At 70.7% G+C, this 24,730-nt stretch carries 15 protein-coding genes; 9 read left to right on the forward strand and 6 right to left on the reverse strand.

Translation table 11 applies throughout. The features are described 5' to 3' along the window. Positions 1 to 106: 106 nt before the first annotated feature. A complete protein-coding gene (locus M3U25_RS08370) occupies positions 107 to 1,183 on the reverse strand; it encodes a methyl-accepting chemotaxis protein (RefSeq protein ID WP_355498481.1) in 1,077 nt (358 codons plus the stop codon). 255 nt (positions 1,184 to 1,438) lie between these two features. On the opposite strand from M3U25_RS08370, the gene M3U25_RS08375 reads away from it, so the two are divergent. The 7 genes from M3U25_RS08375 (at position 1,439) to M3U25_RS08405 (ending at position 11,910) form a co-directional block, all read left to right on the forward strand. Further along, complete coding sequence (locus tag M3U25_RS08375) at positions 1,439 to 4,177, forward strand: DUF2339 domain-containing protein (protein ID WP_355498478.1); 2,739 nt, start codon at positions 1,439 to 1,441, stop codon at positions 4,175 to 4,177. Further along, the gene (locus M3U25_RS08380; protein WP_355498595.1) at positions 4,177 to 5,535 is read left to right on the forward strand and encodes a DUF3999 domain-containing protein; all 1,359 of its coding nucleotides are present in this window, start codon (positions 4,177 to 4,179) and stop codon (positions 5,533 to 5,535) included. The genes M3U25_RS08375 and M3U25_RS08380 overlap by 1 nt, the downstream gene beginning before the upstream one ends. Positions 5,536 to 5,746: 211 nt before the next feature. Then, the gene (locus tag M3U25_RS08385; protein ID WP_355498475.1) at positions 5,747 to 6,922 is read left to right on the forward strand and encodes a phosphoglycerate kinase; all 1,176 of its coding nucleotides are present in this window, start codon (positions 5,747 to 5,749) and stop codon (positions 6,920 to 6,922) included. Further along, positions 6,919 to 7,569, forward strand: coding sequence for an HAD-IA family hydrolase (locus M3U25_RS08390; RefSeq protein WP_355498472.1), 651 nt, complete (start codon positions 6,919 to 6,921; stop codon positions 7,567 to 7,569). The genes M3U25_RS08385 and M3U25_RS08390 overlap by 4 nt, the downstream gene beginning before the upstream one ends. A gap of 233 nt (positions 7,570 to 7,802) precedes the next feature. Continuing rightward, the gene (gene pyk, locus M3U25_RS08395; protein ID WP_026144035.1) at positions 7,803 to 9,269 is read left to right on the forward strand and encodes a pyruvate kinase; all 1,467 of its coding nucleotides are present in this window, start codon (positions 7,803 to 7,805) and stop codon (positions 9,267 to 9,269) included. 105 nt (positions 9,270 to 9,374) lie between these two features. Further along, the gene (locus tag M3U25_RS08400) at positions 9,375 to 10,787 is read left to right on the forward strand and encodes an HD domain-containing phosphohydrolase (protein ID WP_355498469.1); all 1,413 of its coding nucleotides are present in this window, start codon (positions 9,375 to 9,377) and stop codon (positions 10,785 to 10,787) included. 118 nt (positions 10,788 to 10,905) lie between these two features. Next, on the forward strand, positions 10,906 to 11,910 hold the full coding sequence (locus tag M3U25_RS08405; RefSeq protein WP_010341500.1) for a class I fructose-bisphosphate aldolase: 1,005 nt from the start codon (positions 10,906 to 10,908) through the stop codon (positions 11,908 to 11,910). Between the two features lie 162 nt (positions 11,911 to 12,072). Here the strand turns inward: M3U25_RS08405 and M3U25_RS08410 are convergent, their stop codons facing one another. Further along, positions 12,073 to 12,756, reverse strand: a complete 684-nt coding sequence (locus tag M3U25_RS08410; protein WP_355498466.1) for a response regulator transcription factor — start codon at positions 12,754 to 12,756, stop codon at positions 12,073 to 12,075. Between the two features lie 67 nt (positions 12,757 to 12,823). Here M3U25_RS08410 and M3U25_RS08415 point away from each other — a divergent pair, with 67 nt between their 5' ends. Next, positions 12,824 to 14,902 carry a sensor histidine kinase gene (locus M3U25_RS08415; RefSeq protein WP_355498463.1) on the forward strand — a complete coding sequence of 693 codons (2,079 nt, stop codon included), beginning with the start codon at positions 12,824 to 12,826 and terminating at the stop codon, positions 14,900 to 14,902. 183 nt (positions 14,903 to 15,085) lie between these two features. Here the strand turns inward: M3U25_RS08415 and M3U25_RS08420 are convergent, their stop codons facing one another. The 3 genes from M3U25_RS08420 to M3U25_RS08430 form a co-directional block, all read right to left on the reverse strand. After that, positions 15,086 to 20,842 (reverse strand): GLUG motif-containing protein, encoded by a 5,757-nt coding sequence (locus tag M3U25_RS08420; RefSeq protein ID WP_355498461.1) that lies wholly within the window; start codon positions 20,840 to 20,842, stop codon positions 15,086 to 15,088. Between the two features lie 13 nt (positions 20,843 to 20,855). Beyond that, on the reverse strand, positions 20,856 to 22,553 hold the full coding sequence (locus tag M3U25_RS08425) for a ShlB/FhaC/HecB family hemolysin secretion/activation protein (protein WP_355498458.1): 1,698 nt from the start codon (positions 22,551 to 22,553) through the stop codon (positions 20,856 to 20,858). Between the two features lie 251 nt (positions 22,554 to 22,804). Continuing rightward, entirely contained in the window at positions 22,805 to 23,347 is a 543-nt protein-coding gene (locus tag M3U25_RS08430; RefSeq protein WP_355498455.1) for an O-acetyl-ADP-ribose deacetylase, read from the reverse strand. A gap of 125 nt (positions 23,348 to 23,472) precedes the next feature. On the opposite strand from M3U25_RS08430, the gene M3U25_RS08435 reads away from it, so the two are divergent. Beyond that, complete coding sequence (locus M3U25_RS08435; RefSeq protein WP_355498452.1) at positions 23,473 to 23,976, forward strand: hypothetical protein; 504 nt, start codon at positions 23,473 to 23,475, stop codon at positions 23,974 to 23,976. A gap of 22 nt (positions 23,977 to 23,998) precedes the next feature. Here M3U25_RS08435 and M3U25_RS08440 read toward each other — a convergent pair whose 3' ends face one another. After that, complete coding sequence (locus tag M3U25_RS08440; RefSeq protein ID WP_355498449.1) at positions 23,999 to 24,505, reverse strand: isoprenylcysteine carboxylmethyltransferase family protein; 507 nt, start codon at positions 24,503 to 24,505, stop codon at positions 23,999 to 24,001. Between the last annotated feature and the right edge of the window lie 225 nt (positions 24,506 to 24,730).

Consider the following 24,730-nt stretch of genomic DNA (forward strand, 5'->3'; position numbering starts at 1 on the left):
CAGCACGATGCGCCACGCCGCTACGCGTACAGCCGCGCCGACACGCCACGCGGTGCGCTGTGATCCGCTGCCGCTTTTGCGCGAGACGCGGTGGGGCGCCTGCGGTCTACAGCGCCTGCAGGATCAGCGAATGCCAGCCGGTGCGGTAGGTTTCGTAGCCGGGCGAGGCGGCATGCGCGATGCAGTGCGGCTGGCCGTCGAGGTCGAGCAGCACGGCGCCACGCGGCTGCTTGAACAAGGCGTCGCGGCCATCGAAGTCGATCCGGTCCTGCAGCATGCGTCCGGCCGAGTCGGCCAGCACCTCGCCGTGTGCGTCGACGATGCAGACCCGGCTGCGACCCCATTCGGATTCGGACAGCGGCGTGCGCTGCACGATGGTCTGCGCCAGCGCATCCCAGCGGAACACGATGCCCAGCACGCCGAGCACGCGGCCATCGACGCGGCCGCCCTCGCGGACCGTGCACGCGTACACCAGAACCCGCTCGCCATCGGCCAGCGCACTGGCATGCACGCCCTGGAAGCTGAAGTCCTCGCCGCTGCGGGTGCGCATGGCCTGCTCGAACCATGGCTGTGCGGAAACGTCGCTGCCGACCGAGGCGAACTGCCGCGGCCGGCCGTTGGCGCGGATGCGGCCATCGCTGCCGGCCAGGATCAGGTCGAAGTAGACCGTGTACGAATCCAGGATCTGACCCATGCGGCGCGATGCGTAGGCCAGTGCTTCGGCATCGCTGTCGGCGCGCGCTGCCGCCACCACCGCGGCGTCGGTGGCCCACCAGCGCACGTCGCAACTGCGCTCGTAGAGGTTGCGGTCGATCAGGTCGATGTTGCTCAGCGCCAATTCGCTGAGCCGGGTGCGGCGCACGTCGTCCTGCAGCCGGCCCAGTGTCTGCCGCATCTCGGCGCTGGTGCGCGCGGCGACCTTGTCCAGGTCCTGGGTGGCCTCGGCCACTCGCCGCGACAGCCCGTCCATTTCCTGCGCGATGACGCTGAAGCCGCGTCCGGCGGCGCCGATCCGCGCCGATTCGATGCGCGCGTTCATCGAGATCATGTGGGTGGTGCGGTTGATCGCGTCGATGCCCTGCAAGGAGCGCCGCAATTGGCCGAGCAACTGGTCGGACAGGCCGACCACGGCACGGATATGGTCATCGATCCCCGCTTCGGCGGGGTGGGCGGGTAGGTTCATTCATGCTGCCGGTGGGGTGGGAGGGAACAGCAGACGGACGACGCGGTAAGGGGTGTAGCGGCTGGCGATTCATTGACTTGAGGGTGATGTGAAGACCGTTCGTCGGAACGTCGAGGCTTGCCCTGCCTGGGTTGCGGCCTCGCGCGTGGGCCGATGCGGGTGCCGAACTCGTCTACCATCTGCGCCAGGTCCGGCACCGCCGGGCACCGGATGCGGCCGCCGGCGCCGCGCCACCGCGATGGAGAGGCGAGTCGAATGGAGATGGTGATCGTGCTGGTGGTGTTGGCGGTGCTGGCGGTGCCGGTGCTGTTGATCGTGGTGCTGGTCGGGCAGTCACGCCTGCGCCAGCGGCTGGCTGCGCTGGAGGCGCAGGTCGCACGGATGGCGGCCGCCCCGGCGGCGCCTGCGACGGCCTGGGCCGGTGCCGCGGCCGCAACCGGGCAAGCCGATGCCGCCGCCGAGCCCGACGCTGCCGCCGAGTCCTGGCCGAGCGAGGTGTCACGCGACCTCGCGCGTCCGCATCAGGCGATGGAGGACGCGGGCGCGCCGCCGCCACTGCCGCCGCCCTTGCCGCTGCCGCCGCAAGCCGACGATTTCGCCACGCTGGCCGCCGCGGCCGAGCATGCCGAGCGGCAGCAGGCGCAGGCGCGCGCCGCCGCGCCGGCCCAGCCCGCCGTGCCTCGCCGGCCGGACCCGATCGAGCGGTTGCTGGGCGGCATCAAACGCTGGTTCACCGAGGGCAATGTACCGGTCAAGATCGGCATGCTGGTGCTGCTGGCCGGTGTCGCCGCGCTGCTCAAGTACGCCGGCGACCAGGGCTGGTTGCGCATGCCGATCGAGCTGCGCTACGCCGGCATCGCCGCCGGGTCGCTGGCCGGCCTCGCCTTCGGCTGGCGCCAGCGCTCACGCAAGCGCAGCTTCGCCCTGGCCCTGCAGGGCGGGGCGATCGGCGTGTTGCTGCTGACCGTGTTCGCCGCGTTCAAGGTGTCCGGGCTGATCCCCGCCGGCGCGGCGCTGGCGTTGAGCATCGCCCTGGTCGCCGGCATGTGCGTGCTGGCGGTGGCGCAGGACACGCGCACGCTGGCGGTGCTGGGCACGCTGGCCGGCTTCCTGGCGCCGCTGTGGCTGTCCACCGGCAGCGGCAACCACGTCGCGCTGTTCTCCTACTACGCGCTGCTCAACGCGGCGGTGTTCGCGATCGCCTGGTACCGGCCCTGGCGGGTGCTGAACCTGCTCGGGTTCGGCTTCACCTTCGGCATCGGCACGCTGTGGGGCGTGCTGCAGTATCGACCGGAGCAGTTCGCCAGCACCGAGCCGTTCCTGCTGCTGTTCTTCGCCTTCTATCTGTTGATCCCGATCCTCTACGCGCGACGGCAGACGGCTGTGCGCAGCACGCTGATCGACGGCAGCCTGTTGTTCGGCACGCCGCTGATCGCGTTCTCGCTGCAGGCCGGGCTGCTGCGTGGCGACCGCCTGGCGCTGGCCTTGTGCGCGCTGGGCCTGGCGGCACTCTATGCGCTGCTGGCGGCGGCGCTGATCCGGCGTGCGCGCTTCGCGCTGCTGGGGCAGGCGTATGCGGTACTGGCGGTGGGTTTCGCGACGCTGGCGGTGCCGTTGGCGCTGTCCGCACGGGCCACCGCCAGCGTGTTCGCACTGGAGGGCGCGGCGCTGGTGTGGCTGGGCCTGCGCCAGCGGCGCTGGCTGCCGCAGCTCAGTGGCGCCGGGCTGCAGCTGGCGGCCGCGTCCGGCTTCACCGTGGGTTTGGACGCTGTGGCGCATGACACCCAGGCGGTGGTCAATGCCACCTGCATGAGCGCGCTGCTGCTGGCCCTGGCCGGCTTCGTCAGCGCCTGGTGCTACCGCCGTGAGCGCGTCGGCATGCCGGCGTTGGGCTACTACCTGTGGGGACTGGCCTGGTGGTGCGGGATCGGCGTCGCCGAGATCCTGCGCTTCGTCGACGCCGATGCGCGTGCCGACGTGTTGCTGGCCTGGGTCGCGGTCAGCGGCTGGCTTGCCGCCGAAGCGCAGCGGCGCTGGCCGGCACCGGCGTTGGCCGCGACCACGCTGGGTGGCCTGGCGCTGGCGGTGCCGCTGGCGGCCTGGCAGGCCGATGCGCATGGGCAACCCTTCGCCGGGCATGGCGCCTGGGCCTGGGCGCTGTACGCCGTGCTCGGCGTGCGCAGCCTGTTGTGCCTGCGCGACAGTGGCGGCGGCGTGGCGCGCGCGGCGCAGTTCGTGTGGTGGCTGGTGTGGCCGATCGTGGCCACCTTGCTGTGCGGCTGGCTGGCGCTGCACAGCGGCCTCGCCGCCGGCTGGCGCTGGATGCTGCTGATCGCGCCCTGGCTGCTGGTCGCGGCGCTGTCGCTGTGGCGCTGGACCTGGCTGGCGGCGCCGCTGGGGGCGGCGTTCGCGCCCTGCCGCAGTACGCTGCAGAGCACCTACTTCGGCCTGCTCGCGCTGGCCTGGCTGTACAGCCTGGGCCAGCCCGGCGGCAGCGCCCCTTTGCCATGGGTGCCGGTGCTCAACCCGCTGGAACTGACCCAACTGGCGCTGCTGGTGCTGGGCGTGCGCTGGACCCGCAGCCCGGAACTGCCGGCGCTGCTGCGTCCCTGGCGCACGCAGCTGCTGGCCGGCGCCGGCTTCCTGTGGATCACCAGCGTCACCCTGCATGCGGTGCACCACTGGGCGGCGGTGCCGTGGCACGGCGTGCTCGGCGATGGCGTGGCGCAGACCAGCCTGACCGTGGTCTGGAGCGTGCTGGGCGTGCTGGGCTGGGTGCTGGGTTCGCGGCGCGGCCAACGCGGCCTGTGGCTGGCCGGCGCGGTGTTGATGGCGGTGGTGCTGGGCAAGCTGTTGCTGGTGGATCGCGGCAATCTCGGCAATGTCGCCGGTATCGCCTCGTTCATCGCTTACGGGCTGTTGTGTACCGTCGTCGGCTATCTGGCGCCGGCGCCGCCGCGCGCCGCCGAACCGGCCGAGGAGGCCCTCCCATGATCCGACGCGTGCTGTTCCCGTTGTGGCTGGCCTGGTTGCCGCTGTGCGCATTCGCCGCCAGCCAGCGCGACGACTACGCCCAGCAGTGGCCGCTGACCCTGCAGGACGCCGATGCCGGTGCCTATCGCGTGCAACTCGACGATGCGGTGTACCGCAGCGCGCAGCGCGCCTCGCTGGGCGACGTGGAGGTGTTCAACGCGGCGGGCGATCCGCTGCCGGCCGCGCTGTTCGCCGCCGAGCAGGCCGAGACCGCGCCGCGCCGGCAGCCCTTGCCTTGGTTTGCGCTGCCGGCCTCGCGCGACGGGCGCGCAGCGGACCTGGAACTGATCGCCGAACGCGATCGCGACGGCAGCGTGCGCCGTATCCAGACCCGCGTGGCCAGTGGTGACGCCGATGCCGGCGCGGGCTGGCTGGTGGACGCCAGCGCGCTGCATGCGCCGCTGCGCGCGCTGGCGCTGCAATGGGCCGCCGCCGCGCAGCCGCAGCAGGCGCGCTACCGGGTCGAGGGCAGCGACGATCTGCGCGACTGGGAGGTGCTGGTGGCGGATGCGACCCTGGTCGACCTGGCCAACCAGGGACACCGGCTGCAGCAGTTGCGCATTCCCATCGGTCGCGAGGTGCGCTACCTGCGCCTGCTGCCGCTGGCCGGCGCCAGCGCGCCGCCGCTGACCGGGGTGGAGGCCGAACTGGCGCCGGCGCCGGTCGCCGCCGACTGGCATTGGCAGCAACTGGACGCGGTGAGTACCGACCCCGCGCAGCATCGTTACGCCTTCGTTTCGCCGGGGCGTTACCCGGTGACGCGCGTCGACGTGGCCTTGCCCGGCAACAACGCGATCGAATGGCGCGTGCAGAGCCGCGACAGCGCCGACGCGCCGTGGCAGGACCGCGCCGGTGCGTGGCTGGCCTACCAGGTCGGTGGCGGCAGCCGCTCGTCGCCGCAGGCGTTGACCGCGCCGGTGCGCGATCGCTACTGGCAGCTGCTCGCGACGCAGGACCCCGGCCGGCAGCGGCCGGCGCTGCGCCTGGGCTACCAGCCGGAGACCCTGGTGTTCCTGGTGCAGGGCGCGCCGCCCTATGCGCTGGCCGCCGGCAGTGCGCGCACCCAGCGTGCGCCGGCGCCGCTGGCCGCCGCGCTGCAGGCCTTGCACGCCCAGCGCGGGCCGCACTGGACGCCGGCCACCGCCAGCCTCGGCGCGGCGCAACCGCTGGCCGGCGCGGCGGCGTTGCAGACGCCGGCGCCGCCGCGCGACTGGAAGACCTGGCTGCTGTGGGCACTGCTGGTCGGCGGTGCGCTGCTGGTGGTCGGCTTCGCGCTCAGCCTGCTGCGCACACCCGGCGCCGCCGACGGCACGGGCTGATCGATCCCGCGGCGACGGTGCGCAGGCTGTGCCGCGCGCGCGGGAGCGCACCGCACCGATTTGCCGCTGTGCGGCCGACGCCGGACAATGGCGGTTTCGCCGCTGCGCGGCGATCGGCCGACGGTCGTGCACCTTGCGTTCCGATGCCGACGCCGATACTGCACCGATGGCGCGGTTTTCCCTTTGCAACCCCACGAAAGCGAGCACTTACATGTCCATCCTGCGAATGACCGATCTCGACCTGTCCGGCAAGCGCGTGCTGATCCGGCAAGACCTGAATGTGCCGATCGACAATGGCCTGATCACCTCCGAACAGCGCATCCTGGCCTCGGTGCCGACGCTCAAGCACGCGCTGGCGCAGGGCGCGGCGGTGATGGTGACCTCGCACCTGGGCCGGCCCAAGGAAGGCGTGTGGACCCAGGAGGACTCGCTGGAGCCGGTGGCGATCCGCCTGGCCGCGCTGCTCGGCGTCGACGTGCCGCTGCTGCGCGATTGGGTCGATGGTGTGGACGTGCAGCCGGGGCAGATCGTGCTGCTGGAGAACTGCCGCATGAACGCGGGCGAGGGCAAGGACGACGAGGCGCTGGCGAAGAAGTACGCGGCGCTGTGCGACGTGTTCGTGATGGACGCCTTCGGCACCGCCCACCGCGCGCAGGCCTCCACCCATGGCGTGATCAAGTTCGCCCCGGTCGCCGCCGGCGGCCCGCTGCTGATGGCGGAGCTGGACGCGCTGGCCAAGGCCCTGGAGCAACCCGCCAAGCCGTTGCTGGCGATCGTCGCCGGCAGCAAGGTCTCGACCAAGCTGGAGCTGCTGTCCAACCTGGTGGACAAGGTCGACCAGCTGATCGTCGGCGGCGGCATCGCCAACACCTTCATCGCCGCGGCCGGGCATGCGGTGGGCAAGTCGTTGTGCGAGCCGGACCTGCTCGAGACCGCGCGCAAGATCGTCGCCGATGCCAATGCGCGCGGTGCGGCGATCCCGCTGCCCAGCGACGTGGTGGTGGCCAAGCAGTTCATGCCCGACGCCGAGGCCACGGTGAAGGCGGTCACCGACGTCGCCGACGACGACCTGATCCTGGACATCGGCCCGCAGACCGCCGCGCACTACGCCGAGCTGATCGCCAAGGCCGGCACCGTGGTCTGGAACGGCCCGGTCGGCGTGTTCGAGTTCGACGCCTTCGGCAAGGGCACCGAGACCCTGGCGCGGGCGATCGCCGCGTCGCCGGCGTTCTCCATCGCCGGCGGCGGCGACACCCTGGCCGCGGTCGACAAGTACGGCATCGCCGAGCAGGTCAGCTACATCTCCACCGGCGGCGGCGCGTTCCTGGAGTTCCTGGAAGGCAAGACCCTGCCGGCGGTGGCCGCACTGCAGGCGCGCGGCGCGTGAGCGCCGCCGACGTCCTGTTCTTCGACCTGGACGGCACCCTGGTCGATTCGGAGGCCGGCATCGTCGGCAGCCTACGCCACGCCTTCGCCGAACTGGGCCAGCCGCTGCCGACCCCGGCGCAGTTGCGCGCCTGGATCGGTCCGCCGCTGCGCGACAGCTTCCAGCAGCACTTCGCCGGCGATGCGGCGCTGGTGGAACAGGCGCTGACCGTGTACCGCAGCCGCTACGACAGCCACGGCTGGCGCGAGCACACGGTGTTCCCGGACATCGGCGAAGCGGTGGAGGCGGTGGCCGCGGCCGGCCACCGTCTGGCGGTGGTGACCTCGAAGAACGAGCGCTTCGCGCGCCGCATCGTCGAGCAGTTGCCGTTCGGCGCTCGCTTCGAGGAGGTCGTCGGCGCCAGCGACGACGGCGCGCGCCGGGCCAAGCCGGACCTGATCGCCGAGGCGCTGCGGCGGCTCGCGGTCGTCCCGGCCCAGTGCCGCATGATCGGCGACCGGCGCATGGACATCGACGGCGCCCGCCACCACGGCATGCGCAGCATCGGCGTGTTGTGGGGCTTCGGCGATGCCGAGGAACTGCGCCAGGCCGGCGCCGATGTCCTGGCGCAGACGCCGGCGCAGTTGCCGACACTCGTCGCAGCCTGAGGCCTGCATGCGCCGGCGCGTCCGGCGCACGCGAGGGCACCACGCATGGGGGGCGCACGCCGCGATCGCGCCCTTGCAACGCCCGCGGGCCGGCGCCTGCGGTCCCGGCATGACCACATACTGTCCCGCATTGTCCGCTCGCTATGCCCGGCCGCGCGCGCGTCTATGCCGAAATGCCATGCCGTGTGATGGGCGCGTGTGCTAGCTTTGAGCGCTTTTCCAAGGATGCCGTCATGATCGAACGCCAGCGCCGCACCAAGATTCTCGCCACCCTCGGTCCGGCCACCGACCCGCCCGGCGTGCTCGAGGATCTGTTCCGCGCCGGCGTCAACGTGGTGCGGTTGAACTTCAGCCACGGCGATCCGTCCGGCCAGGCCAAGCGCGCCGCCGAAGTGCGCGCCGCCGCGGCCCGCGTCGGCGCCGAGATCGGCATCCTCGCCGACCTGCCGGGTCCGAAGATCCGCATCGAGCGCTTCGCCCAGGGCAAGGTGTCGCTCAAGCTCGGCGACCGCTTCGACCTGATCGCCGACGCCAATGCCGCGCCGGGCGACGCCAGCCAGGTCGGGGTCAGCTACCTGGGCCTGCCGCAGGACGTGGCCCCGGGCGACGTCCTGCTGCTGGACGATGGCCTGATGCAGCTGAAGGTGGTCGAGGTGCAGGGCGAGCGCATCGTCACCAGCGTGCTCAACGACGGCGTGCTGTCCGACCGCAAGGGGCTCAACAAGCAGGGCGGCGGCCTGTCGCTGGGCGCGCTGACCGAGCGCGACAAGGAACTGATCGGCATCGTCGCCAAGATCGGCGTCGACTTCATCGCGGTGTCGTTCTGCCGCAACGCCGAGGACATGAACGAGGCGCGGCGCATCGCCCGCGCGCACGGCTGCGACGCGGCGCTGGTGTCCAAGATCGAGCGCACCGAGGCGATCGAGAACCTGAGCGAGATCGTCGAGGCCTCGGACGTGGTGATGGTCGCGCGCGGCGATCTGGGCGTGGAAATCGGCGACGCCGAGCTGCCCGGCCTGCAGAAGAAGATCATCAAGGAATCGCTGGCGCAGAACAAAGTGGTGATCACCGCCACGCAGATGCTGCAGTCGATGGTGGAAAGCCCGATCCCGACCCGCGCCGAAGTGCTGGACGTGGCCAACTCGGTGATCGACGGCACCGACGCGGTAATGCTGTCGGCCGAGAGCGCGGCCGGCGCCTATCCGATCCGCGCAGTCGAGGCGATGGCGCGCATCTGCCTGGGTGCCGAGCGCCAGTTCGAGACCGAGACCGACTTCGGCATGGCCCCGCGCAACCTCGAGCGCGCCGACCAGGCCATCGCCATGGCCACCATGTTCCTGTCCCAGCACGTGGGCGTGCGGGCGATCGTGGCGATGACCGAATCCGGCGGCACCCCGCGCTACCTGTCGCGCTTCCGCGCCAAGGCGCCGATCTTCGCGGTGACCCGCCACGACGGCGCACGCCGGCACATGGCGATGATGCGCGACGTGTTCCCGATCAACTTCGACAGCCGCGGCCTGACCCCGCGCGAGGCCGCGCGTGGCGCGATCCGCGTGCTGGTCGAGGCCGGCCTGCTGGCGCCGGGCGACCGCGTGGTGTTCACCAGCGGCGAGCACATGGAAACCCACGGCGCCACCAACACCCTGCGCCTGCTCGAGGTCGGCCCGGATGGCCGCGCCAGCGGCCTGGGCGAACTCTGAAGGACGCGGTGCGGCGGCCCAGGCCGCCGCACCGTCGGCAGTCCCTGTTCGATCGCGCATGGAACGGCGCGTCATCCACCGTTCCCTGATCGCGCGATACCCCCCATGACATCCACGAGCGCGCACGCCGAGCTCGGGCTGGAACTGCCCGAGCGCCCCGGCACGCACTGCCTTGAACACCTGATCCAGGCCTCGGCCACGCGCGAGCTGGTGGTCACGGAGGACATCCGCGACCGCCGCGGCATCCTGCTGGTCGCCAAGGGCCAGCGCATCAACGCCGGCCTGCGCGAGCGCCTGATTGCGCGGCGCCTGCTGCGCCCGCTGGAATCCTCGCTGGCGTTCTGCGAAGAACTGCGCCCGAGCGAAGTGCAACTGGCCGCGCAGCGCGAACTGGACGAACACCCGCATCTGCGCCTGTTGCTGAGCGAGGAGGTGCAGCCGGTCATGACCGCGCTGGCTCGCGCCCGCACGCTGGGCGCGCCCGGCACCTTGCTGACCACGCTCGGCCAGACCCGGCCGGCGGCGTTCTCGCATGCGGTCCGGGTGGCGATGCTGGTGGCGTGGCTGGCGGCGCTGCTGTCGCGCTCGGACGCGGCGATGCGCGAAGCCGCGGAAGTCGGGCTGCTGCACGACCTAGGCGAGATGTACGTGGATCCGGCGGTGCTGGAACTGCCGGAGGCGCAGCAGGATTTCGCGCAGTGGCGCATGCAGTGCGTGCACCCGGTGATCAGCGCGGCGCTGCTGGGCGAATCCGGCGTGTATTCGGCGCAGCAGGCCGCCGCCGCGCGCGAGCATCACGAACGCATCGACGGCTCCGGCTATCCGGTCGGCACGCCGGTGCTGTCGCCCCTGGGGCGGCTGATCTCCTGCGCCGAAGCGCTGGATGCGTTGTTCGAGCGCGAGCAGGGGCAGGCGCACGCGCTGGCGCGGATGCGCATCGCGCTGCGCGTGGTGCCGGGGCAGTTCCCACGCGACGTGGTCGATCTGGTGACCGCGCGGTTGCGCGACTGCGTGCCGGAGCCGGCGTCGGCGCACGACCCGCAGCACCTGCGCGAAGTGGTGGCGGCCTTGCTCGACGGCCTGGAGCGGGCGCGCGACGAAGCCTTGCGCCTGCAGCGCGGCGGCGACCTGCGCGAGGACGAGCGCGCGGCCCTGCAGCACCTGCTGCTGCTGATCGTGGGCCACATCATGGCCATCCACGATTCCGGCGCCGGCAAGATGGTCGAGCAACTGCCGTGGCTGATCGCCGCACCGGAGGCGGCCGAGGAAGTGGATCGCGTCTGTTGCGAGCTGCGCTGGCAGTTGCCGGGGCTGCGCCGCCATGCGGCGTTGCTGGCGCACCGCCGCGCGCGCAGCGCCGACGACTGGCGGCCGTTGCTCGATGCGCTCGACATCGCCCTGCCGTCGGCGGCGTACGCCGCGCCTGTGCAGGTGCCGGCCGCGGACGTTGCGCCGCTGCAGGCGGCGCAGGCCGATGCAGCAGCGCCGTGTGATGCGATGACGGATGCGCTTGGCTGACATGCCGGGAAGACGCGCGGTCTACGCCTGTAACCGCTTGCAACGCCGCCGGTAACGGAATGCATGCAGGCCGGCCCGGTATACTGGGGGTTCCCCCGTTGCAGCCATCAGGAACCGTATGAGCATCGAACAGCTTGCCGAAACCGCACAGGCAATGGTCGCCCCGGGCAAGGGCATCATCGCGATCGACGAATCCACCAGCACCATCGCCAAGCGCTTCGCCGGCGTGGGCATCGAGAATGTCGAAGAGAACCGCCGTGCCTACCGCGAGCTGCTGCTGACCACGCCAAAGCTGAGCGACCACATCTCCGGCGCGATCCTGTACGACGAGACCATCCGCCAGAAGACCAAGGATGGCGTGCCGTTCGCCAAGTACATGGCCGAGCACGGCATCATCCCCGGTATCAAGGTCGACAAGGGCACGCATCCGCTGGCCGGCATGCCGGGCGAACTGATCACCGAGGGCCTGGACGGCCTGCGCGCGCGCCTGGAGGAGTACTACAAGCTCGGCGCGCGCTTCGCCAAGTGGCGTGCGGTCATCACCATCGGCGAGGACATCCCGTCCGGCGTGTGCATCGAGACCAACGCGCATGCGCTGGCCCGCTACGCCGCGCTGTGCCAGGAGCAGGGCCTGGTGCCGATGGTGGAGCCGGAAGTGCTGATGGACGGCGACCACGACATCGAGACCTGCTACGAGGTCACCGAAGCCACGCTGCGTTCGCTGTTCGGCGCGCTGTACGAGCAGAACGTGGTCCTGGAAGGCACCATCCTCAAGGCGTCGATGGTCATCGCCGGCAAGGACTGCGACGAGCAGGCCAGCGTCGAGGAAGTGGCCGAGTCCACCGTGATGTGCCTCAAGAGCACCGTGCCGGCGATCCTGCCGGGCATCGTGTTCCTCTCCGGCGGCCAGACCGACGAGCAGTCCACCGCGCACCTCAACGCGATGAACCAGCTCGGCAACCTGCCGTGGCCGCTGAGCTTCTCCTACGGCCGCGCCATGCAGCAGGCCGCGCTGAAGCTGTGGGCGCAGGACATGAAGGGCAATTTCGCCAAGGCGCAGCAGGTGGTGTACGAGCGCGCCAAGGAAAATGGCCTGGCCGCGCTGGGCAAGTGGCAGGGCTGAGCAGTCCCTCGCTGTCGATGCGCAACGAAGAACGCCGGCATCGCCGGCGTTTTTCGTTTGTGGTGCAGTGCCTTGACGGCGACGCCGGAGGCGCGCCCGCAGCGGTGGCCAAGGCCAAAGCCCAGGGCAAGCGTGGGCGACGCACGCAGCGCCGCGTCGCGCTCAGGGCGCCAACGTGGCCGGGGCGTGGAAGCAATAGCCGCTGTTGCGCAGGGTCTTCACCGGCAATGCGCGCCCGCTGATCTCTTCGACGCGGCGCCGTAACCGGTACATCTGCGTGTCCAGCCGGCGCCGGTCGTACTCGAGAAAGTTCACCCCCAGCGCCTCGGCGATCTCGCGGTGGCCCACGCTTTCGCCGGCATGGCGCATCAGGCAGGTCAGCACCAGCAGATCCTGGCGCGACAGCGGAACCGGCGGTGCGTTGGGAACGTTCAGGCGTGCGGCGGCGAGCTCCAGCACCCAGCGCGCGGCCGGTGGCGGCAGCGCCAGGCGCCGGCCGAGCGCGGCCAGGGTCGCGGCCAGCTCGTCCAGATCGATGCCCTTGCCCAGGTAGTGGTCCGCGCCGAATTCCAGCCCCGCAATACGATCGCTGGGGGTGTTGTGGGCGCTGAACACCACGATGCCCAGCCGATGGCCGGCGCGGCGCAGTTCGCGCACCAGCTCCAGGCCGCTGCCGTCGGGCAGGCCCACGTCGATCACCGCCATGCTGTGGTGCGCCGGATCGAACCGCGCCCGGAAGCCGGCGAGGCTGTCCACGCATGTGGCGACGTAGCCCAGGTCCTGCAGGAACTCGCCGAGTTCCTCGCACAGCACCGGCTCGTCCTCGAGCAGGATCACCTCGGACATGGCGGCGGATCCTCGCGCCTGGCGGTTTGCTGTAACGTCATCGGCTGGCAACGGAGCGGTATGGCGAATGATGGCGCAATGGTGGCGCTGGCTGGCGGGCGCATGGCTGCTGGTGGGAATGAGCGTCGGCCTGGCCGCGACACCGGCACCGGCACCGCATCCGGTCGCGGCGTTGCCGCTGACCGCGGCGCATCACGATGCCAGCGGCTACCTGCAACGCCTGGACGACCCGCAGGGCCGCCTGGACGCCGCGCAGGCCGCGGCCGCGCGCGGCTGGACGCGGCTGCCCGCCGGGCTCAACGCAGGATTCGTCGACGGTCCGGTGTGGCTGCGCCTGCCTGTTCATGTCGAAAGTGTACCGCCCGGCGGTTGGATGTTGCGATTGAGCAATGCCCTGCTCGACGACGTGCAGGCCTACGTGCGCAGCGACGGCGGCGCCTGGCGCGCGCTGGGGCGCAGCGGCGAACGCGTGCCGCGGCGCGACTGGCCGGTGGACTATCGCAGTCCGGTGTTCCAGTTCGCGCCCTCGCAGGCTGGCGACTACGAGGTGCTGCTGCGGTTGCGCAGCAAGAACGCGCTGGTCACGCGCCTGGACGTGTGGCAACGGTTGCCGTTCGACAACCAGTCGCGGCGCGAAGGCCTGCAGTTCGGCCTGTACTTCGGCTTCTATCTGCTGCTGCTGTGCCTGCATGTGCTGTTCTGGCTGGCCACGCGTGCGCGCATGAGCGGCCTGTTCGTGGCCTACCTCGGCGGCTGCGTGTTCAACGAAGCGATGTCGATCGGCCTGGTGCAGCAGGTCACCGGCATGCCGATGGCCTGGAGCGACAGCCTGCTGGGCATCAGCATCGCCTGCAGCCTGCCGGTGGGGTTCCAGGTCGCCAGCCGGCAGCTGAACCTGCGCGCCTTCCATCCGCGTCTGGTGCGTTGGGGCACGCGTTTTCTATGGGCGGTCGCGTTCGGCGGCGCGGTGGCCGTGCTCGCGGGCCACTACGCCTGGGGCATGCGGCCGGTGCAGACGCTGGGGCTGCTGGAAATCGTGCTGCTGGTGGGGTTGGGGGTGCACCTGCTGTGGCGCCGCTATCGGCCGGCGCTGTTCTTCGTGCTCGCCTTCTTCCCGTTCTACCTGGGGGTGATGCTGGGTTTCCTGCGCAACCTCGGCTTCGTCCCGGTCAACGCCTGGACCCAGTACGCCACCACGTTCGGCACCATGCTGCACATGACGCTGCTGAGCGTCTTCCTCATCGCCCGGTACGAGCGGCAGCGCCGGCTGCGCGAACGGCGGCATGCCGATGCCGCGGTGGAACTGGCACGCCGGCACGGCCTGGTGCTGGAGCGCGAAGTGACGCTGCGTACCGCCGAGCTGCGCAACGAGATCGGCCGGCGGCAGGCGCTGGAGGACGACCTGCGCGCCTTGTTGCAGACCGAACGCAAGGTCGCGCAGGAACAACGCGACTTCGTGGCGATGGTGTCCCACGAGTTCCGCACGCCACTGGCCGTGATCATGACCTCGGCGCAACAGTTGGCGCGCAAGCTGGATGCGCCGGCGGAACGCAATCGCGCGCGTTGCGGCAACATCCGCGACGCGGCGCAACGGCTGCTGGCGCTGGTGGACGAGTATCTCGCCGACGACCGCATGGGCGAGACGGCGTCGGAACTGCGGCTGCAGCCGTGCGCGCTGCGCGCGCTGCTGGCCGAGCTGTGCCTGGATTTTCCGTCGCAGCGGGTGCTCTGCGAGTTCCTCACCGACGACGATGGCCTACTCACCGATCTCGGACTGTTGCGCGTGGCATTGCGCAACCTGATCGCCAACGCAGACCGCCATTGCCCCGAGGGCATGGCCATCCGCGTGCGCGTGCGCGGCAGTGACGAACGCCTGTGGCTGGAGGTCGCCAATCCGGGCGAACGCATCGCGCCCGCCGAACGGGAGCGTCTGTTCCAGAAGTACTACCGTGGCGAAAACGCGCGGCATGCGCCGGGCGCGGGGCTGGGCCTGTATCTGGTGCGGCGGATCGCGGAACGGCTGGGGGGCTCGGTGGAGCTGTCCACGCAGCCACCGGGCGAATCGGTCTGCTTCGTGTTGCTGCTGCCGCGTCGGCCGGTGCTGCAGCGTGCCTTGCCGCGGTTGCCGCCGGCGGCGGATGCCTGATCGTATGCGGTCGCGCGCGGTGCGATGTATGGGCTGCGCTGTCGGCAAACGCGATGGCGCCGGGTTGCGCCGGATCGTGCGTTCCTGGATGGCATTGCGGCCCCGGCTTGCCGCCGGGAGCCGTCGTGATGGCGTTGCCATGGCCTGACGACACCGTCGCGCGGTGTCGTCAGGCCATCCCGGTCACTGCCGGATGATGCAGCTGTCCGCGGATGCGTTGGACGCGCCGCTCGGGGTGCAGGCGACGCTCGGGGCGCGGATGCCGCCATCGACGATGAGGATCGAGTCGGTGGCGGCCGTGACGGTGCCACTGCCACTGGCCTGGGCCGCGGCGGCCAGTTCCTTGGCGGCTTCGTCGGCCTTTTGCTGCTGCGTCGGTGCTGTGCTGACGGCATCGCTGGTCGTTGCGACGGCGACCGAGGTGTTGATCGCCTGCACGGTCGTGGTGGTCAGCTGGGCACCGGCACCACCGCCATCGCCGCTGCCGGGAACCACGTTCAACAGGCCGTCGACGTAGGTGATGGCGTAGTTGGACAGCCCCGCGCCGGTGGCACCGGACGCGGTGATCGCGTAGTTGCCGACCGCGGCGTCGGCGCCGGCACCGGCGCTGTCCAGGGCGACGCCGGCGACGGTGTCGCCGTTGAGCAGGCCGGAGACACGGTAGCCGCTCAGGGTGGCGGTGCTGCCGACGGTCTTGCTGGCATCGCTGGCAACGATGCGCAGGGTGGCCGGGTCGACACGCAGGCTGCCATCGACGTAGCTGACGACGTAGTTGGACAGCCCGGCGCCGGTGGCGCCGGAGGCGGTGATCGCGTAGTTGCCCACCGCGGCGCCGGTACCGGCACCGGCGCTGCCCAGGGCGACGCCGGAAACGGTGTCGCCGTTGAGCAGACCGGACACGCTGTAGCCGCTGAGATTGGCGGTACCGCCATAGGTCTTGTTGGCGTCGGTGGCGACGATGCGCAGGGTGGCCGGATCGACGCGCAGGCTGCCATCGACGTAGCTGACGACGTAGTTGGACAATCCCGCGCCAGTGGCACCGGAGGCGGTGATCGCGTAGGTGCCCACCGTCGCGCCGCTGCCGGCGCCCGCGCTGCCCAGGGCGACGCCGGACACCGTGTCGTTGCCGACCAGGCCGGAGACGCTGTAGCCGCCGAGGTTGGCGGTGCCGCCGTAGGTCTTGGAACCCGAGGTCGCCGTCACCGTCAGCGTCGCCGGGGTGATGCTGATGCCGCCGGAGACCACGTAGGCGATGTCGTAGCCCTGCTGCGAGGACGCCAGGCCGCCGAGCTGCAGGGTGCCGTTGCCCGTGGTGTAGTGGCCGACCCCATTGCCGGTGGTCGCGTACCGCAGCGACGAGCCGAACAGCAGGCCAGGGTCGAAGGCGCCGCCGATCGTATACGACGCAAGCGTGCCGCTGACGGCATTGCCGTCGTAGGTCTTGTCGAGGCCGGAGACGCCGGTGGTGATCGTCAACGGGGTCAGGAAGCTGCGCAGCAGCGGCGTGCCCATCTGTTCGTACAGGCGCCAGGTCAGGCCGGTGCCGCCACGGTCGTCGATCGCCCAGCCGGCATCGGTGAAGGTGGACAGCGTGTTCAGCGCACTCCAGGACCTGCCGCCGCTGATCGCATCGATGCTGCCGCCGCTGTTGCCGACCGTGTTCAGGCCCACGTTCCGCGGATTGCCGCCGATGTCGGTGGCGAAGAAACTGGCGACGATGCTGCCATTGGAATTGGAGCCGACCAGGCCGCCGACCGCGCCGGTGCCGGAAACGTTGCCGGTGGCGTAGGAGTTGCGCACGGTGTTGTTGTAGTTGACGCCGACCAGTCCGCCGACATACGCCGTGCCGGTGGCATCGCCGCTGGCGTAGGTGTTGGCGATGGTGCCCTCGTCGTTGTAGCCGGCCAGTCCGGCGACATACATGCCGCCGGAGACGTTGCCGGTGGCGTAGGCGTTGCCGATGCTGCCGCTCTCGTTGTAGCCCACCAGTCCGCCGAGATAGTCGGTCCCGGACACGTTGCCGGTGGCGTAGGACGCGCCGACGCTTCCGGTATTGCTGTAGCCGACCAGTCCGCCGACAAAGCGGCCGCCGGACACGGTGCCGGTGGCATGGACCGACGTGACGCTGCCGTGGTCCATGGTCCCGATTAGCCCGCCGATTTCGGACGAGGAGCCGTTCACCGCGCCGGTCGCATAGGCCGTGTCGATCGCGGCGGAACTGCGTCCGACCAAGCCGCCCACGCTCCGGGTTCCCGACACGTTGCCGCTGGCGTACGCGTTCTGGATGCTGCCGGCGCCGGCCATGCCGACCAGGCCGCCGGCACTCGAGGTGGTCGCGGTGACGTTGCCGGTGGCGTGCACGTTCTGCAGGGTGCTCTGGATGGCATTGCCGATCAGTCCGCCCACGTTGTTGCCGGTGGTGGTGCTGGTGCTGCTGACGTTGCCGGTGGCGAAGGCGTTGCCATAGCTGCCCTGGTAGTCGTTGCCGACCAGGCCGCCGACGCTGCTGCCGCCGGAGACCGTGCTCGACGAGGACGAGGTGCCGATCGTGCCGTTGGCGTTGCTGCCGATCAGCCCGCCGACGTAGTTGCCGCTGTAGGCGCCGCCGCTGCCGACCACGCTGCCGCTGGTCTGCACGCCGGCGATCGTCCCGGCGTTGTTGTAGCCGGTGAGGCCACCGACGAAGTTGCCGGTACCGCTCATGGTGCCGTTGACGCGGATGTCGCTGAGGCTGCCGGCATTGAAGCCGGCGACACCGCCCACGTAGGCGGTGCCCACGACGGTGGCGCCGGTCAGGGCCAGGTTGCCGATCTGGCTGGCGAGGCCGGTATTGCCGAACAGGCCGACGTAGGACGCGCCGCCGCGTGCGATGGTCAGCCCGGCGATGGTGTGGTTTGCGCCGTTGAGGCTGCCGGTGAAGGCGTTGCTGCTGTCGCCGACCGGGCTGAAACCGGCGCTGCTCCACATGCCGCTGGCATTGCTGCCGGCGGTCTGGCTGGCGTCGATGTCGGCGGACAGGCTGTAGCTGGCCGCCAGGTTGTACGCCATCAACTGCAACTGGTGCGTGTTGCCGATGGTGGTGCTGTACTCGCTGGCCAGGAACGGGCGCGTCTGCCCCTCGATCATGATCCAGGCCGGGTTGCCGTTGCCGTCGCTGGCGACATAGACATTGCTGCTGCCGGCGAGCAGCGACCAGGTGCCGAGATTGCCGTACGTGGCGTGGTTGTAGCGGTTGCCGCTGCCGAAGCTGGTCAGGTTGGTGACGCTGCCGCTGCCGCCGTTGCTGATGGCATTGGCCTGGCCGGTGCTGCCGACGTCCCAGGACGCATTGCTGACGCTGCCCGTATTGGCGCCGATCAGCCCACCGACATTGTTGGTGCCGCTGACCGCGCCAGTGGCGTAACTGTTGTTGACGCTGCTGGAGGTGACGGCTGCGCTACCTGGATTGTTGACGCCCACCAGTCCGCCGACCGAGGTCGGCGCGGTGACGCTGCCGGTGGCGTAGGCGTTGGCGATGGTGCTCTGGTAGTTCATGCCGACCAGCCCGCCGACAATGTAGCTGGTGCCGATGACGCTGCCGCTGGCGTAGCTGTTCTTGATCGTACCGCTGTTCTGGTTCGATCCGGCCAGGCCGCCGACATAGCTGGTGCCGCTCACGTTGCTGGTGGAATACGTGTTGCTGAGGCTGCCGCCGTCGTTGTAGCCGACCAGGCCGCCGGTGTCGGAGGAACTGCCGGTCACGCTGCCGGTGCTGTGGGTGTTGCGGATCGTGCCGCTGACGTTGTTGCCCGCCACGCCGCCGACCGCGCTCTGTCCGTTGACGCTGCCGGCGAACGCGCCGTTGTCGATCAAGCCCAGGTTGTAGCCGGTCACTCCGCCAACGCCGCCCGAGGTTCCGGTCACGCTGCCGTCGACGGTGACGTTCTTGATCGCGCCCTGGCCGTAGCCGACCAGGCCGCCGACGTAATAGCCGCCGGAGATGGACACATTGCCCAGGTGCAGGTCGCGGATGAGGCTGTTGCTGCTGGTGGTGCCGAACAGGCCGACGTAGCCGCTGGCGCCGGAGATGGTCAGGTTGTTGATGCTGTGGCCCAGGCCGGCCAGCTTGCTCTGGAAGGAGGACACCAGGGCGCTGCTGCGGGTGACGCCGCTCAGGTCGATGTCCTGGGCCAGCGCGTAGGAGCCGGGGCTGTTGAAGTAGGTGGCCGCGTCGGCCAGCGAGTGGATCAGCCGGTACGCCTGTCCGTTGATGCTCAGGCTGGCATGCGCGCCACCGAGCGAGACGGGGGTGTTGACGTAGTAGTCGCCCGTGCCGCCGACGGTGCCGTTGTCGGTGTAGCCGCCGTAGTTCAGCACCAGGCCGCCCGTGTCGCCGGTCGCGGTGACGGCGGCATTGAGGTGGATGCTGTGGTACGCGTCCAGGGTCAGCGTGGAGTTGCCGCTCCAGCCGATCGCCGCATTGACGTTGATGTCGCCGGCGCCGCTGCTCACGTTGCCCGGACCGCTGGCGTTGGTGAGGCTGGCGAGCAGGGTGACGTTGGTGCCGCCGTTCAACGTGCCGCTGATGGTGCTGGCCGCCGCGCTGTCCACGGTCAGGTCTTCCGGGTCGACCAGCCAGGTGCCGGCGCTGCCAGGTCCGGCGCCCTTGGCACCGACGTCGATGCCGGAGAAGTCGACGGTGTGGCCGCTGGTTTCGAGCAGGCCGCCGTTGCCGCTGCCGGCCGCGTCGGCATGCAGCGCGCCGTGCACCGCGGTGTGGCCATCGGACCAGACCACGATCGAGCCGCCATTGCCCTGGCCGGTCGCGCTGGCGTCGAGTGTCGCGCCGCTGGCGACGGTGGCCGCGCTGGCATGTTGCAACTGTTCGCCGCCCTGGTAGCCGCCGCCGATGCGGATACTGCCGCCGGCCACGCTGCCGCGGGCATCGATGCGGCCATCGACATTCACCGCACCATCGGACAGCAACTGCACGCTGCCGCCCTCAGTGCCGGAGACATCGATGCGGCCGCTGCTGGCCACGTCGCCGCCGCTGCCGATCAGACGCACGCTGCCGCCGGACGTGTCGATGCCGGTGGCTTCGAGCGTGCCGATATTGTTGACCAGCAACTGCGACAACCCGGTGCTGCCGGCCTGCAGCAGGATCTGCCCGCCGTTTGCGCGCAGGCTGCCGCTGTTCTCCACAGCCGCCGCCGCGCCGTCCACCGACTGGCTGGCGGCCGCGACCATCTGCATGCCGATCGCGCCGGCCGCGTCCATGGTCACCTTGACCTGGTCGGCCGAGAGCAGGCGGATGGCGCCGCCGTCGGCGGTGATGCTGCCGCGGTTGTCGACATGGTTGCCGACCAGGTTCACCGAGCCGCCGTTGCCGGCGTTGATGCTGCCCTGGTTGACCACGCTGGCAGCGCCATGGTCGCCGCGCGCGAGCAGGTAGCCGTGCGCGTCGTCGCCGGCCAGGCCCAGCGAACTGGCGACCAGGCCGCCGACGTTCACCTGCGCGTGGTTGCCGAACAGGATGCCGGCGGAGTTGATCAGGAACACGTTGCCGTTGGCGCGCAGGCTGCCGTCGATGACGCTGGCGCCGCGGCTGGCGTCGATCAGGTTGAGCGCCACCGCCGAGCTGGACGGCTGCAGGAACACCACGCTGGCATCCTTGCCGACGTTGAAGCTGTTCCAGTTCAGCACGGCCTTGGCGGCGTTCTGGTCGATCTGCAGCGTGCCGCCGTTCTGCGACACGGTGGCGCCGGTGGCGCTGGACAGCGACGGCACGCCGCTGGCGTAGGCCGGCGCGGCCAGTGCGCAGGCCAGGGCGAAGGGCAGCAGCGGCGCGGCCAGGCGCGCCGCGCCGGCGCCAGCGCTGCCGGCATGGCCGGCGGCGACTTCGGAGGCGACCTGGAGCACGCCGAGACTGCGGTTGAAGACGAGGCGGTAGATGCGGTTCATGGGGATCCCCAGGTCAGAAGGTCAGGCCGAAGCGGGCCCAGTAGCGCACATCCTTGCCGTCGCCCGGCTGGGTGGTGCCGGTGGGCTTGGCCGCGGCCAGATCGAACGAGAGCCCGTGCCAGTCGGGCAGCCGGAAGCTGAGGCCGACACCGGCACCCTCGAAGGTGGTGACGCTGTCGTACACGGCGCGGTTGGCGCCGTTGGGGTAGACCCGGCCGTAGTCGTAGAACACGCTGGCGGTCAGCAACTGGCCCCAGGCGCGACCGCCGAACGGCGAGGCGGCGGTGGCGAAGCCGGGTGCGTCCACCTGGTATTCCAGGCCGGAATCGAAGCCGCGGTCGCCGAGCGCGGCGCCGAGCGGGAAGGCGCGCACGCTGGTCGGCCCGCCCAGCGAGAACTGTTCCAGCGGGGTCAGGGTGTCGTCGCTGTACTGGCCGTTGAAGCGCAGCTGCAGGCGCTGCGTGGCGGTCAGCCCTTGCAGCCGGGTGTAGCTCAGGCGGGCGACCGTGAAGTGGCGGTCGTGGCGGGCGTACAGGTAGTCGGTCTGCGGCGAGTCGTCGTCGAGCGCGCCGCGCACGCTGAGCTGCAGCAGGTCGATGGCGTGGAGCCGACGGTCGTCGTGGCGCACGCTGGTGCCGAGTTCGGCCACGTCGAATTTCTGCTTGGACAACAGCACGCCCAGGCCCTGCAGGCGCGAGCTCTCCTTGACCAGGTGCAGCCAGCTCTGCACGCGCCAGGCGTCGGAATTGACGAATTTCCAGTCCAGGCCCAGTGCCGTTTGCTGGGTCGGGCCGTGGATGTCGAGCGCGGCGAACGCGCCGTTGTCGAGGTTGACCACGCTGCGCGTGTAGGACGCGCTGGCGCTGAGGCCGTCCACGCCGGCGATCGGCACCTGGTAGGCGAAGCTGCCCTGCCAGGTATTGGCCGGATCCAGCGCATAGGCGTAGCTGGCCGACAGGTGGTCGCCCAGGCCCAGCGGGTTGTTCCAGTCCACGCCGAGCTGGGCGCGGTAGCGGCCGATGCTCGGGGTGCCGTAGTTGCTGGCCCCGACGCTGACCTGCAGCGGACGCTCCTCGCTGGCCTGGATCACCACGTCGGTCTCGCCGGGGTTGGCGCCGGGCTTGAGCACGGAGGTGGCGGAGACGCCGGGCAGGTCGCGGGTGTACAGCAACGCCGATTGCAGGTCCTGCTGGCGCAGGATCTGGCCCTGCAGGGCCAGGGCGGGGCTGGCGATCAGGCGGTCGTCGTAGCGGCGCGTGCCCTCGACGGTGATCTTGCCGACCCGGCCTTCGATCACGCGGATCTCGACCACCTGGTCCGGTCCCAGGGTCTGCACCGGCAGATACGCGCGGGCGACCAGGAAGCCGGCCTGGCGATAGGCCTGGGTCAGCGCGTCGGCGATCTGCTGCAATTGCGCGAAGCTGAGCTGGGCCGGCAGCGTGCCGCCGCCGAGCGCACGCAGGCGGGCGTCGGCCAGCGCCTGCAGGCGCGCCGGATCGATCCGCTCGCGCGGATGGTCGCCGACGCCGGTGACGCGGATCGCCTGTACCGCGATCGGGGTCGTCGCCTCGGCGGCCGTGCCGGTGGCCGGGGCGGCCTCCTGGGCGAAGGCCGGCGCGCAGGTCAGGGTCAAGGCGAGGCCGGCGGCCCACGGAAGCGCGAACAGCGCATTCGCCAGCGTGCTAGGACGCGGACGGCAGGAGATCGTCATGATGTTAAGGCGGCGTTAGGATTGAGGCTCGCGCAATGTAGCCTTCCGACCGCGGATCAATCTGAGCAAATCTGAGCGCAGCATCACTCTTTGCCGCGTCCCCCGACACGGTGTCGGGGAAATACCCACAGTGACAATGCGGGTGTTGTTACTGCAGACCCTTCAACGCCCGCCATAGGGTGAAAGGCAGGCCTTGCAAGGTCAGAGGTGGGCAATGGCTGCCTGGTGAGCCCCGCCGGTTGGTCGGACGCTCAGGCCGCGGTGGCGCACTGCACGTCGCGCAGCGCCTGCCGATACGCCTTGGCGGTGGCCTCGTTGTAGGCCACCAGGATGATCCGCTTGGGCACCGCGTGCGCGCGCTGCCAGGCGTCGGTCTCGGTGACCGCGATGCGCGCGGCCTGGTGCAGCGGATAGCCATAGACGCCGCAACTGATCGCCGGGAACGCCACCGAGTGCAGGCCCATCTGCTCGGCCAGACGCAGCGTGCGCCAGTAGCAGTTGGCGAGCAGCGCGGATTCGTTGTGGGCGCCGTCGCGCCACACCGGGCCGACGGTATGCAGCACGTGCCGCGCCTTGAGCCGGTGGCCCGCGGTCGCGCGGACTTCGCCCACCGGGCAGCGCACGCCAGTCTTGAGTTCCGGCAGGCGTCGGCAGTCTTCCAGCAGGTCCGGGCCGGCGGCACGGTGGATCGCGCCGTCCACGCCGCCGCCGCCGAGCAGGGACTCGTTGGCGGCGTTGACGATCGCGTCCACGTCGAGTTCGGTGATGTCGCCTTGCCAGATTTCGATGTTCATGACGCGATCTTTAGGGGAGCCGAATGATGGACACGTGAGGGCGGGACCGCCGCCGTCGCGCGCTGCCACAGCCGCTTAACCGGCTAGCGGCAAGACTGGCGCGTCCCGATCTCAGCACCTGCGACATGAACCCGAACCCGCCGCCCCCGCAGGTTGCCGATGCCCTCGCGCAGGGCCAGATCATCCAGGCGATCAAGCTGCTGCGGACCCACACCGGCATGGACCTGCGCAGCGCCAAGGAGCAGGTCGACGCCTGGCTGCTGGCCGGCGCGGCACGTTCGGTGACCGAGCTGCTCGATCGCCACGCTTCCGGCCCGGCAGCGGGCACGAGGCCGGACACCGCAGCCAGGTTGCAGGCGTCGACCGTGCCAGAGGAACGGCGCCTGCCGCCGGCGGCGGAGCTGGCGCTACGCCGCGGCGAGCGGCGCAAGGCGGCCAAGCTGGTGTTCGCGCACTACCCGGACATGTCGCTGCGCGAGGCACTGGACCTGGTGCAGCGGCATCTGCGGTCGGCGCCGACCCTGGGCGCCGCCTCGGCGGTGAGCGCCGGCGACCACGGTGGGCGCTGGCGCTGGATCCTGCTGGCGCTGCTGCTGGCCGCGGCGGCGGCCTGGTGGCTGGCGCGCTGAGGCGCGCCGGCGCGGCCGGCGGCTACAGCCAGCGCGCGACCTGCGCGCAGTAGTGGTCGTAGGCGCTGCCGAAGCGCTCGCGCAGGCGCGCTTCCTCGTAGGGGATCACCACCCACTGCAAGGCCAGCAGCGGCAACGGCAGCAGCAGCGCCGACCAGGGCCAGCCGATCTGTACGCTCAGGCCGAGGTAGCTCAGGATCAGGCTGACGTACATCGGATTGCGGGTATGCCGGTACGGCCCGTGGCAGACCAACTGCGCCGGCATGCGCTCGGGCAGCAGGGTGGTGCGATCGCGCGCGAACAGCACGAAGCACCAGCACGCCAGCAGCAGGCCGGCGAGCGCGACCACGCCGCCGCCCAGTTGCAGCCAGGCCAGCGTGGCGCCCTGCGGCAGCGGCAGGGGCAGCGCGCGCTGCAGGCTCGCGCCGAGCAGAAGCGCCAGCAGGAAATGCGCCGGCGAGGTCGTGCGGACCAGCAGCGGCACGCGCGTCTGTGCGTGCGCCGGCGGTCGATCGGTTCGGTCGTGCATGCGGTCCTTCCTTGGTTCGAGTACGCGCCAAGTTTACGCGGCTGCCCAAGACGTCGGCGCGGGTCGCACATCGTCGCCGCTCCTCATGGAGGCAACGAGCGCCGCATGCCGGCACACCGCGGCGCATCGCCGTGCGTGGCGATGCACGCAAACCCGATTACCCTACTGCCCATGCGGCACGTCGCCGGCTGTTCCGTTTCGACGCGCCGCCCTTCTCGCATCGAC

The sequence above is a fragment of the Xanthomonas sp. PPL134 genome (assembly GCF_040595915.1).
Lineage (GTDB): Bacteria > Pseudomonadota > Gammaproteobacteria > Xanthomonadales > Xanthomonadaceae > Xanthomonas_A > Xanthomonas_A indica.